This is a genomic window from Planctomyces sp. SH-PL62 (assembly GCF_001610895.1).
Classification (GTDB): domain Bacteria; phylum Planctomycetota; class Planctomycetia; order Isosphaerales; family Isosphaeraceae; genus Paludisphaera.
The window spans coordinates 1,523,935-1,535,531 of the sequence record NZ_CP011273.1 but is presented as its reverse complement, the minus strand read 5'-3'; the positions used below and the strand labels follow the sequence as shown (position 1 = coordinate 1,535,531).

The window sequence follows — 11,597 nt, the reverse complement described above, 5'->3', positions numbered from 1 at the left end:
GGATTTACGTCGATTCTAGCACCCGGCCGGGTCGGCATCCACCCCGACCGTCGCGGCCGCCGGGTCACACCGGCGGCACCCGACATTCGGTCGCGACGCCGTCGACGACCTCGGACGAAACGGCCTCCATCCCCCGCGAGGCCGCCGCCGCCAGCGCCAGCGACGCCAGCCGGTCGAGGCCCCTCGGCACGCCTCGCGAGGCCGCGTGCAGCCGCACCGCGGCGCGGTGGGTGAAGAGCGCGTCCGGGCACCCCGCCGACGCCAGCTTGTCCCCCAGGTAGGTCTGGGCCTGGGAGAAGGTCAGCGGGACCAGGCGGATCGCCAGGGTCCAGAGGCTCGGCGGCGGCTCGGCTTCGCCCCCCTCCCCCTCCCCGCCGTCCCGCCAGGTCAGGATCACCGTCGCGGCTTCGAGCCGGGCGAGCCGATCGAGGTCGCGCCGGGAGGATGCGTCGAGCCCTTCGCAACCGTCGACGGCCAGGACGATCCGACGCCCCTGGAGGGCGCAGACCTTCGCTGCGCGTTCCAGCCGCCGCCAACTCGCCGCGCGGTCGTCGCCCATCGGCGCGGATGCACGGCCGCCGAGGCGGTCGGCCAGGTCCCCCCAGAGCGTCGGCGAATCGACGGCCGCTTCCGACAGGGCGATTCGACGGTCGGCCCGTCGTGCTTCGGCGAGGGCTCGCCCCAGGACCATCGACTTGCCCAGGCCTTCGCCCGCCGCCAGGACGGCCAGCGGCTGACCGGCCTCGATCGTGTAGAGCAGGCGGTCGACGGCCTCACGGTGGTCGCCCAGGGGGACGAACGAGGAAGGCCCGTCGAGGAACGGGTCGCGGCTCAGGCCCCAATGTCGCGTCCACATGGTCAAGCGTCCCTTCGCCGGCGGTCGTCCTGGACGACTCGCGTCCCCGCGTCTTATCCTGGAGTCCGTCCGCGCCCGGCCTGGAGGCCTGGGCGGTCGCGTCAGGAGTCGCCCGTGTCCCAGCGTTTCTACTGCCCCCAGCCGCCGACCGACGGCCGTTACCGCCTCGACCCCGACGAGTCCCGTCACCTGACCCGGGTCTGCCGACGCGGAGTGGGAGACCTCGTGGAGTTGTTCGACGGCCGGGGGTTCGCCACCGCCGCCCGCGTCGTCGTCGCCGGCAAGGATGCGGTCCAGCTTGAAGCGGAAGGCGAGCCGATCGTCTCCCCTCTCCCCTCCTGCTCGATCGAGGTCGGCTCGGCCGTCCCGAAGGGGGACCGCTTCGACTGGCTCGTGGAGAAGGCGGTCGAGCTGGGGGTCGATCGGATCGTGCCCCTGGTCACGGAACGTTCCGTCGTCGACCCGAGGGGGTCGAAGCTGGAGCGCCTGCGGCGGACGATCGTCGAGGCGTCGAAGCAGTCCGGGCGAAGTCGGCTCATGGAGCTGGCGCCTCCTGAAGCCCTGCCGGGATTCCTGCGACGCCCCGAGGGCCTGCGGCTCCTGGCCGATCCCTCGGGGGCCCCGTTCGACGCCTGGCCCGCGATCCAATCCGGCTCGACCGTGCGGCTCGTCGTGGGGCCGGAAGGGGGCCTGACCGACGAGGAGGTCGCGTCCGCCCGCGAGGCGGGCTGGGTCCCGGTGCGGTTGGCCTCGCCCATCCTCCGCATTGAGACCGCCGTTCTGGCCGGGGCCGCTTCGATCCTGGCGAGGACTCAGCCGGTCCACTGACCCCCCGACTTGTCCTGGTAGACCGACCAGACGAAGCCGTCCGGATCGCGGAGGGCGAACTCGCGCCATCCCCATTCCTGGTCGGTGGGCTCGCCGGAGACGCTCAGCATGGCCCCCTCGTCCATGCACTTCTGGAAGAAGGCGTCGACATCGTCGACCTGGAGCTGGAGGTGGATGCCCACGCCGAGTCGGGCGTCGGCGAACTCCTCGGAGTGGGCTTCCTGGGCGTGGAGCATGATCGTGAAGGTGTCGATCCGCAGGATGGCCAGGCTATAGGGGCCGTTCTCCTGCTCGGCGTGGACCTGGAGAATCTCCGCGCCGACGACCTCGTTATAGAACTCCAGCGAACGTCGAACGTCCTTCACATACAAGAAGACGCTCGTCACGGAGGCCGTCATGGCATAACCCTTTCCGCATGATTACGATGGCTCGGGCTCGACCCTGATTCCGCGGCAGGATAACCCCAAGCCCTCGATCTGACAATCGCGACCCCGAGGGCTCAGGGCGTCGACTCCGGGGTCGGGGCGGGGGGTGGTGCGGGGACGAGCGGGGGTTCGCCGTCGAGGAACGCGACGGCGCGGCGCATGGCGGGCAGGAGGAAGCCGGCGGCCGAGTAGTGGCCGCAGTCGTACCAGACGATCGGCGGCCGGCCCCCCGCCTCCCAGAGCGCCCGCGCCGAGGCCGGCGGGATCACCTCGTCGACGTTCCCGGCGATCATCAGGATCCGCTTGCCGGCCATCCCGGCGGCGTAGGTCAGCGGGTCGTACGGCTCGGTCAGCGCCTTGAGGTCGGCGACGGTCTTGCCGGCCTCGGACCAGGCCTGGCGGAACGGGGCGGTTTCGGGCATTTCCCAGAGGACGTTCGCCAGGTCGCCGCCGGCGAGCAGGAGCGCCGCGGTTTTGATCTCGGGATCGACCGAGACGACCAGCGACGAGACGATCCCCCCCAGGCTGATCCCGGTGACGCCCAGCCGCTCCGGGTCGACGTTGGGCCGCGAGGCCAGCCATTGCGAGGCCCGCCGCACGTCGCAGACCCCCTGCCGCATCGAGGCCATCGTCCGCTCGATGTCGTCCGAGAGGAACTTCCGGGGGACCGGCCCCGGCCCTCCTTCGGGCCGTCGCTCGCCGTAGTAGGGGAGCTTCACGAACAGGGCGGCGACCCCCCGATCGGCGAGGCGGGCGGCCAGGTAGCGAGCCAGCGGGAAGTCCGCCCCCAGGATGTGCAGGACCACCACGGCCGGGCGTCGCCCCGGGAAGCCGACGGGCTCGAAATACTCGGCGTGGACCGTGTTGTTAGCCTCGTCGGGGCTTTTGACGGGGGAGGGAAACGTCAGCTTCGACACCGAGTAACGCCCGGCGTCGTAGATCGGCGTCCGCTCATACGCAAAGGTGGCGGGCTCCAGACGGAACCGCTCGGGGACCGCGGCCTCTTCCGCGCCGGGACGGAAGGCGACCTCGCCGCGCTCCGGCGAGCCGAGGCCGACGACCGCGCTTAAGATCAACGAAGCGACGAACATCGGCGAGTGCTCCCTGCGAAAGCCGGGTTGTCGGGAAAGGGCGTCCGGGCTAGTCTACGGCCCCCTCTGGAAGTTACGGGAAAGGGAGTTCCCCGGCTATGGGATCGTTGTCGGAAATCGTCGGCCGCCGTCCGCCGGGACGGGTCTGCATCATCAAGCCCAGTTCCCTGGGCGACGTGGTCCACTCGCTGCCCATCCTCCCCGAGCTGCGCAGGCTCTGGCCGGAGGCCCATCTCAGCTGGGTCGTGAGCCGGTCGTTCCGCAGCCTCCTCGAAGGCCGGTCCGACCTCGACCGGGTCATCATCTACGACAAGGGGCCTTCCGGGATCTCGGCGAAGGGGCTCCGAGGGCTCGCGCGGCTCGGCGCGACGCTGGCGCGGGAACGATTCGACCTGACGATCGACCTCCAGGGGCTCTTGCGGTCGGGCCTGATGACGGCCGCCACCCGCGCCCCGATCCGCGTCGGACCGGCGGACGCCCGCGAGGGGGCGGGCTGGTTCTACACCCACACGATCGAGGCGCCTCGGGCGAGCGTGCACGCCGTCGACCGGGTCATGATCGCGGCCGAGGCGCTCGGCGGCCATCGCTCCGAGCCGCAGTTCTCGCTGCCGATCGGCGAACAGGACGAGACCTGGGCGGAAGCGACGCTGTCCGGCGTCGCCCGGCCGACCTTGATCCTGAACGTCGGCTCGCGCTGGCTGACCAAGCGCTGGCCGGTGCGGCACTTCGCCGAGGTCGCGCGACGGGCCGTCGCGGAGTTCGGCGCGGGGGTCGTCGCGGTGGGCGCCCCCGAGGATCGCGAGCTGGTCGATTCGCTCCGCGAGAGCCTGGGCCGGACGCCCGTGCTGGACCTCTGCGGCGCGACCTCGCTGCTCCAGCTCGCAGCGCTGGCGAGGCGGTCGGACGTGTACCTCTCGAACGACACCGGGCCGATCCACCTGGCGGCGGCGGTCGGGGCGTCGGTGGTCGGCGTCTACACCTGCACCGACCCGAAGCTGACCGGCCCCTACGGACCTCGCGCGGCCGTGGTGAAGAGCTGCGTCTGGTGCGCCCCGAGCTTCCGCAAGACGTGCGACCGGCTGGAATGCCACGACGAGGTCAGCCCGGACCGGGTCTGGGCGGTCGTCCGCCCTCGCCTGGCCCACGCGATCGGCTCGGCGGCCTGAGCGAGCGGCGGCGGGCGGCGCGTCCGATCTGCAGCGGCGTTGGACCGGGCCGCCGGCCGCACTATGATGGATCGGCGGGCGGTCGGGGAATGGTCGGGGCGAAGGTCGGCAAGGGCATCGGATGACGCGTTCACGGTACATCGTCGGGATCGACCTGGGGACCACCAACTGCGCCGTGTCTTACGTCGACACGAAGGGGAGGGAACGCCCGGCGGCCGACATCCGGGCGTTCGAGGTCCCCCAACTCGTCGCGCCGGGGGAGACGGCCCCGAGGCCGACGCTGCCGTCGTTCGTCTATCTGGCGGGAGGCCCGGAGCTTCCGCCGGGGGCGTCCCGGCTCCCCTGGAGCGAGGGGGCCGACCGGATCGTCGGCGAGTTCGCCCGGCTCCAGGGGGCCAAGGTCCCGAGCCGCCTGGTCTCCAGCGCCAAGAGCTGGCTCTGCCACGCGGGGGTGGACCGCGAGGCCCCCATCCTCCCCTGGGGAGGCCCCCCCGAGGTCAAGAAGGTCTCGCCCGTCGAGGCCTCGGCCGACTACCTGATCCACATCCGGGACGCCTGGAACCACGCGATGGCCGGCGACGAACCGTCGCGAAGGCTGGAGAAGCAGGAGATCGTCCTGACCGTCCCGGCCTCGTTCGACGAGGCGGCCCGCGAGCTGACCCTGGAGGCCGCCAAACGCGCCGGGCTGGAGGCCGTCACGCTCCTGGAGGAGCCCCAGGCGGCCTTCTATTGCTGGATCGTCACCCACCAGGACCGCTGGCAGCGCGAGGTCCGCGCCGGGGAGCTGATCCTGGTCTGCGACATCGGCGGCGGGACGACCGACTTCAGCCTGATCACCGTCACCGAGACCCCGACCGGGCCCGGCTTCCGACGGGTCGCGGTGGGCGACCACCTGATGCTCGGCGGCGACAACATCGACCTCGCCCTGGCCCACCACGTCGAGAAGAAGCTCGGCGGCGTCAAGCTCGACGGCGAGCAGTGGAGCGCCCTGCGGTTCGCCTGCCGGACGGCCAAGGAGAAGCTCCTCGTCCAGCAGTCCCCTGCCCTGGAGCGCTGGCCGGTCACGATCGCCGGGCGGGGGTCGCGGATCATCGGCGGCAGCATCCAGTCGGAGCTGACCCGCGAAGAGGTGCGGCAGATCGCCCTGGACGGGTTCTTCCCGAGCGTCGCCCGGGGCGAGGACCCGGCCCGAGGCGCGCGTTCCGGCCTCCAGGAATTCGGCCTGCCGTTCGTCGCCGATCCGGCCGTCCCCAGGCACCTGGCGTCGTTCCTCCGCCGCCACCAGCCCCTCCCGGTCGGACGGGACCCGGAGGCGAACCCTGTCGGCGACCGCCCCGCCCGGCCCGACGCGATCCTGTTCAACGGCGGCGCCCTCACGCCAGACTCGATCCGCGACCGGCTGGTCCAGGTCGTCGCCTCGTGGTTCGGCGACGATCCGGGGCCGCCGTACGCGCCTCGAGTGCTGGCGAACTCGTCGCTCGACCTGGCCGTGGCCCACGGCGCGGCGTACTACGGGGTGGTCCGTCGCGGCGGGGGCATCCGGATCGGCGGCGGCACCGCCCGCTCGTTCTACGTCGGCTTTGAGAGCGATCAGCCGGGCCGCCCCTGGCTCTGCGTGGTCCCTCGCGACGCCGAGGAAGGGGACGAGATCGCCATCGAGGGCCGGGATTTCGACCTCCTGATGGGCCAGCCGGTCGCCTTCCCGCTGGCGAGCAGCTCGGTCCGACCGGACGACCGCCCCGGCGACCTGGTCTCGGCAGACCCGGACTCGATCCTCGAACTCCCGCCGCTCCAGAGCCTGATGCGGGTCGGCCGGAAGGCCAGGGCCGAACGCGCGGCGGTCAATCTCGCGGCGCGCGTGACCGAGGTCGGGACGGTCGAACTGTGGTGCCAGGCGAAGTCCGACGCCCGGCGCTGGCGGCTCCAGATCCAGCTTCGCGGGGCGGCCGACGCCTCCGCGACGAGGGGCACGGTGGCCGACGCCGAGACCGACCGGATCGTGGTCGAGCAGGGAGAGCTGGACGCGGCCGTCGAGGCGATCCGAGCGGCCTTCCAGGCCTCGGCCTCGGCCGCGAACTCCGACGAAGGCCCCGCCCGCCTGGTCAAGAAGCTGGAGGAGATCCTGGACGTCGGCCGCGACGGCTGGCCCCCCTCGGCGCTCCGGGCGTTCTGGGAGCCGCTCCGCGACCTGGCCGATCATCGCCTCAAGAGCCCTCGTCATGAATCGCGCTGGTTCAACCTGGCGGGGTACGCCCTCCGGCCCGGCCGGGGCTTCCCGCTCGACGAGCTTCGGATCAAGGCCCTCTGGCCGGCGTTCCACCAGGGAGTGAAGCACACCAAGGACGTGCAGTGCTGGGCCGAATGGTGGATCCTCTGGCGCCGCGTGGCCGCCGGCCTGACCCGCGCCCACCACGACGAGATCCTCCGTCGGCTCGCCCCGTTCCTGAACCCGCCCAGGGGCTCCACCCCCGCCAAGAAGGCGGGCCGCCCCAAGCCCGAGGCCCACGAGCTGGCCGAGATGTGGCGCTGCGCCGCCGGCCTGGAACGGGTGCCGGCCGAGTCCAAGGAGCCGCTCGGCGACCTCCTCGTGAAAGACCTGGCGCGACCTTCGATCCCGAGCCACACCCTCTGGTGCCTGGGACGACTGGGCGCCCGCGTGCCGCTCTTCGGACCCGCCAACACCGTCGTCCGCCGCGAGGCCGCCGAGCGCTGGGCCGGGGCGCTCGCCGATCGCGACTACGCCCCGGGCCGCGAGTCGGCCGACGCCGCCTTCGCCCTGGGCCAGATCGCCCGCTTCTCCGGCGACCGGGTCCGCGACCTGGCCGACCCGGTGCGCGCCCGCGCCCTGGAAGCCCTCGCCCGCCTCGGCGCCGACGAGGCCGCGCTCCGCCCCGTCCGCGAATACCACGAGCTGGAAGCCGCCCAGGAGGGCCAGGCCCTCGGCGACGCCCTCCCCATCGGCCTCCGCCTGCGCTCCGAAGCCGACGCCGGCGCCTGAGAGACCGAGCCATCCGCTCGAACGCCGTGCTGTCTCGATCCCCCCTCCCCCCCGGTGGGGGAAGGTGGCCGAAGTCCGGATGAGGGGGACCGTAAAGGCGGACGACACGAAGCCGCGACGGTTTCCGTGCGCGTCGCCCCCCCATCCGCCGCTGCGCGGCGCCTTCGTCCCTGGCCTCCGGCCCTGGGCGGTTCGACCGGGGGGAGGACCGTCTGACTGGGAAGTCGACGAGTCATCTCGGCTTGACCGAATCGGGGGGGGCGGATACTGTCCCGCCGAACGTCCTTTCGCGTCTTTGTCTCGATCCGATCCCCGTTCCTATCTGGCGCCCGTTTCGGGCGCGGCCGCGGGGAGAGTCAGGTCCGAACGACCGCGTCGCGCCGATCGGCGGGGCGCGAATCCGAGGACGTACGTCGCGATCGAGTCGGGACGTCGGTTGCCCGCGGAACGGCCAAGGACGGCCGTCCGCTTCGTCACGTCGGTCGAATCTCGGGAGGTACCGTGCGCGAGCACGACCAACCCAGACGTCACATGCGCTTCCGCGTGTGGTTCGGGTTCATCCTTGCGGCCTCGCTCCGCGGCCTCGCCGTCGCGGCCGACGACCCGCGCCAGGCCCATCCGGGCCTGGCCGAGCCGATCGACCTGAAGGCGAGCACCGCGATCGTTTGGGACGCGCCCGACGGCCGTTGGGTCGTCCTTTCGGGCGCGGCGTCGGCTGTCCAGGGGGGCCGCGGGATGACCGCGGGCGGCCTGGTGGTCCGGATCACCCAGCAGGCGCTCGACGAGTCCACGGTCTATCAGGCCGAGCTCTACGCCGAGGGGGAGGTCCGCGCGCCGACGGCCGACGCCCCGCCCCGCAAGCAGGGCCGGGCCGTCCTCCAGACCGTGCGCGACGTCCGCGTCTCGCCCAATCTCAAGCGTCTGGAAGCGCCGCCGGAAGGGCTCGACATCCTCGCCCGCGCCGGGTTCCCGGCGCAGGCGCCGGCCGTGGCGGCCCCCCGGGCCCGCTCCCTCGCGAGGTGGTCGACCAGGCCGGCCGGCCGCTCGGCGCGCCGGCGGCGTCGGCCCCGAGGCCCGTCGATCCACAGATCGTCGAGGCCCAGGCGATCGTCCCGGCGGCCGACGACGCCCCGGCCCCCCCGTCCGGCCGCGACCCGGAAGTCCGGCCCGCGCAGGACGGCGGCCGGCCCGCGCCCGCCGTCGAGGACGACGAGGACGAGGCGCCGATGATCGACCTGCCGCCGATCGAGGCCGCGCCCGAGGTCGAGGTGCCCGACCTTCGCGACGAGTTCGACCCGTCGCCGGCGCCCTCCCTGGAGCCGCTCCCCGGCGATATGGAAGACGAGCCCGCGCCCCCACTCCGCGCCGACGAGCCTCACGAGCCCGCGCCCGAAGCGGACCCGCTCGCCCCGCCGCCGATGTTCCAGCCGCCGAAGAACCCGGGCTCGCAGCGCGTCACCTGGATCTTCCCGCGCAGCGGACGGCCGATGGACGTGAAGGAGTTCCGCTCGGAGGGGACGAACACGATCATCATCCGGGGCGGCGTCAACGTGGTCGCGACCATGCCCAAGCTCGGCACGGTCGACATCGTGGCCGAGAGCGCCGTCATCTGGCGCCACCCCGACCCGGAGAAAGGCGAGGCCGTCGTCGGCAGCCAGGGCGAGCGGGTCGAGGATCCGGGCCAGCCGATGGAGATCTACCTCGAAGGCGACGTCATCTTCCGGCAGGACGAGAACAAGTTCGCCGGCAAGGCCGACCAGCGCACCTTCCGCGCCGACAAGATCTACTACGACTTCGTCACCGACAAGCTCATGGCCATCCAGGCCCAGGCCGACGTCTTCGCGCCAAACCTCATCAGCCCGATGAAGCTCAAGGCCCCCCGCATCGAGCAGTTCCGCGCCGTGGTCCGCCGCGAGGACGGCACGCTCGTCATGAGCCCCGACCCCGAGATCCGCGCGGAGCGCGCCATCTCCACCGGCAGCCGGTTCCCCGACCCCGCGTACAAGATCTACAACCGCTCGATCACCCTCTCCCGGTCGTCCACCGAGGCCACCGACCCCGTCAACGGCAAGCCCCTGAAAGGCCCCGACGGCGCGACCTCCCGCGACCAGGTCTGGCGCTACGACGCGCGGACCAACCTCTTCTACATGGGGCCGGTCCCGGTCTTCTACTGGCCCCGGTTCACCGGCGAGACCGACGACCTCGACCCCCCGTTGCGGATGATCGGCTTCCGCACCAACAACTACTTCGGCCAGCAGCTGCTCACCGACTGGAACGGCTTCAAGGTCTTCGGCATCCGACGCCCCAACCAGATCGACACCTGGAATCTGGACGTCGACTACCTCAGCGCCCGGACCAAGACCTTCCCCGCGCTGGGAAGCGAGCTGGGCTGGTTCGGCACCGACCTCATCAACGACGTGCTCGACCCGTACCACACGAACCGGAACCGCGAGCCGAGCGTCACCCGCGATTACTACGGCTACTTCGACGTCTGGGGGCTCCAGGACAAGGGGATCGACGTCCTCGGCTCCGGCCCCGCCATCGTCACCAACGGCCCCGCCGGCGCGGGGCAACGCGGCTACCAGCGGTCCGGCGTCCCGGCGTTCCAGGACATCCGGGGTCGGTTCAACCTCCGCCACATGCAGCGCTTCCTCCCCGACGACGAGGAGCACCAGTACGAGGACCTGCGACTCCAGGCCGAGATCGGCTACAGCTCCGACCGCTACTTCCTCGAGGAGTACTACAAGCGGCTGTTCGACGTCGGCATGGACCAGGAGACGCTGCTCTACGGCCAGTATCAGAAGAACAACTGGTCGGCCAGCCTGTGGGGCGAGGCCAACCTGATGGACTTCAACACGGAGTCGCAGTGGCTCCCCCGGTTCGACTACTACCGGCTGGGCGACACGCTGTTCGACAACCGACTGGTCCACTATCAGCACTCGGGCGTGAACTACGCCAACACCCACACCGACGTCATGGTGAACAATCCGAACCTGTTCGCCTATACGCCGATCGACCCGATCTCGAACACCAGCGGCGTCTTCGAGGCCGGTCGGGCCTTCACCAATCATGAGTTGAGCCTGCCGCTGAACGTCTCCGACGTGGTGCGGATCAACCCCTACGTCCAGGGCCAGGCGATGGGCTGGACCGACCAGATCGGCGGCGGCCCCAACCGCCAGCAGAGCGTCGGCGCGCTGGGCCGGATCTGGGGGGCGGCCGGCGTCCGCGCCGAGACCACCATCTGGAAGGTCTACCCCGGCGCCGAGAGCGAGCTGTTCAACGTCCACGGCCTCAACAACAAGGTCAGCTTCTTCGGCGACTACCGCACGTCGTACTCCAACGTGCGGCTCAACGACATCGCCGTCCAGGACGACCTGGACGACAACTCGTACGAGCACGTCCGCCGCTACTTCGCCATCACGAGCTGGCAGAACGGCGTGCTGCCGCAGCCTTACGACCCGCGGCACCTGATCCTCCGCCGCACGCTCTCGCCGATCACCGGCCCGGCCGACGTCCAGGCGTCGATGGACACGTTCAACTTCGGCATCCACCAGCGGCTCCAGACCAAACGCGGCCCCGAGGGCAAGCGGCGGATCGTCGATTGGATGACGCTGGACGCCTCCAGCACGCTCTTCCCCTACGCCGAGCGCGACAACTTCGGCAAGCCCTGGGGCCAGACGATGTACAACTACCAGTGGTTCCTGGGCGACCGGACCAGCATCATCTCCACCGGCATGTTCGACTACTGGAACCTCGTCGGCAGCGCGCCGAGGGACAACTACAACGTCCCGGGCTTCAACCCCAAGGGGCTGAACGTCATCACCACCGGGATCTCGCTGTCCCGGCCGCCGCGAGGCAGCCTGTTCATCGGCTACAGCGTCATCAACACGGGGCCGATCCAGACCTCGGCCCTGAACACGGCCATCAACTACTGGCTGAGCCCCAAGTGGTACGGCACGTACTCCACGTCCTACGACTTCGGCAACGAGATCTCGCTGGGCTCGATGTTCTCCTTCACGCGGATCGGGGCCGACTACCTGTTCTCGCTCGGGCTGTCGGTCGACCCCCAGCGGCAGAGCTACATGTTCGCCTTCCAGATCTCGCCGAGGCTCGCGCCGATGCTCCGGCTGGGCTCGGGCGTGGGGCTGAACCAGTTCGACTCGCGGCTGGCCCCGGTCCAGTAGGCCGAGGCCCGGCCGGCGAGCGAGATGAACCGCGAACGTCAGGGCGATC

The 11,597-nt window shown here is 71.3% G+C and carries 8 protein-coding genes; 5 read left to right on the top strand and 3 right to left on the bottom strand.

The genetic code is table 11. The features are described 5' to 3' along the window. Positions 1–64: 64 nt before the first annotated feature. Positions 65–856: an ATP-binding protein gene (locus VT85_RS05990; RefSeq protein WP_068411978.1), complete on the bottom strand. Its 792-nt coding sequence runs from the start codon at positions 854–856 to the stop codon at positions 65–67. 114 nt (positions 857–970) lie between these two features. On the opposite strand from VT85_RS05990, the gene VT85_RS05985 reads away from it, so the two are divergent. Continuing rightward, positions 971–1,684, top strand: coding sequence for an RsmE family RNA methyltransferase (locus VT85_RS05985; protein ID WP_068411974.1), 714 nt, complete (start codon positions 971–973; stop codon positions 1,682–1,684). Here VT85_RS05985 and VT85_RS05980 read toward each other — a convergent pair. Beyond that, positions 1,669–2,082, bottom strand: coding sequence for a VOC family protein (locus VT85_RS05980; protein WP_068411971.1), 414 nt, complete (start codon positions 2,080–2,082; stop codon positions 1,669–1,671). The genes VT85_RS05985 and VT85_RS05980 overlap by 16 nt on opposite strands. A 101-nt stretch (positions 2,083–2,183) precedes the next feature. Further along, positions 2,184–3,200 carry an alpha/beta hydrolase family protein gene (locus VT85_RS05975; RefSeq protein WP_082858389.1) on the bottom strand — a complete coding sequence of 339 codons (1,017 nt, stop codon included), beginning with the start codon at positions 3,198–3,200 and terminating at the stop codon, positions 2,184–2,186. 98 nt (positions 3,201–3,298) lie between these two features. Here VT85_RS05975 and VT85_RS05970 point away from each other — a divergent pair, with 98 nt between their 5' ends. From VT85_RS05970 to VT85_RS05955, 4 genes are all read left to right on the top strand, one after another. Next, positions 3,299–4,366: a glycosyltransferase family 9 protein gene (locus tag VT85_RS05970; protein ID WP_068411968.1), complete on the top strand. Its 1,068-nt coding sequence runs from the start codon at positions 3,299–3,301 to the stop codon at positions 4,364–4,366. Positions 4,367–4,487: 121 nt separating this feature from the next. Next, positions 4,488–7,364 (top strand): Hsp70 family protein, encoded by a 2,877-nt coding sequence (locus tag VT85_RS05965; protein WP_068411965.1) that lies wholly within the window; start codon positions 4,488–4,490, stop codon positions 7,362–7,364. Positions 7,365–7,895: 531 nt separating this feature from the next. Continuing rightward, complete coding sequence (locus VT85_RS27395; RefSeq protein ID WP_156512706.1) at positions 7,896–8,594, top strand: hypothetical protein; 699 nt, start codon at positions 7,896–7,898, stop codon at positions 8,592–8,594. Further along, positions 8,591–11,548: a hypothetical protein gene (locus VT85_RS05955; protein ID WP_156512705.1), complete on the top strand. Its 2,958-nt coding sequence runs from the start codon at positions 8,591–8,593 to the stop codon at positions 11,546–11,548. The genes VT85_RS27395 and VT85_RS05955 overlap by 4 nt, the downstream gene beginning before the upstream one ends. The last annotated feature ends 49 nt before the right edge of the window (positions 11,549–11,597 follow it).

Coding starts and splice junctions, on each gene's coding strand:
- VT85_RS27395 (WP_156512706.1), top strand. CDS start 7,896: ATGCGCTTCCGCGTGTGGTTCGGGTTCATCCTTGCGGCCTCGCTCCGC.
- VT85_RS05970 (WP_068411968.1), top strand. CDS start 3,299: ATGGGATCGTTGTCGGAAATCGTCGGCCGCCGTCCGCCGGGACGGGTC.
- VT85_RS05990 (WP_068411978.1), bottom strand. CDS start 856: ATGTGGACGCGACATTGGGGCCTGAGCCGCGACCCGTTCCTCGACGGG.
- VT85_RS05955 (WP_156512705.1), top strand. CDS start 8,591: ATGATCGACCTGCCGCCGATCGAGGCCGCGCCCGAGGTCGAGGTGCCC.
- VT85_RS05975 (WP_082858389.1), bottom strand. CDS start 3,200: ATGTTCGTCGCTTCGTTGATCTTAAGCGCGGTCGTCGGCCTCGGCTCG.
- VT85_RS05965 (WP_068411965.1), top strand. CDS start 4,488: ATGACGCGTTCACGGTACATCGTCGGGATCGACCTGGGGACCACCAAC.
- VT85_RS05980 (WP_068411971.1), bottom strand. CDS start 2,082: ATGACGGCCTCCGTGACGAGCGTCTTCTTGTATGTGAAGGACGTTCGA.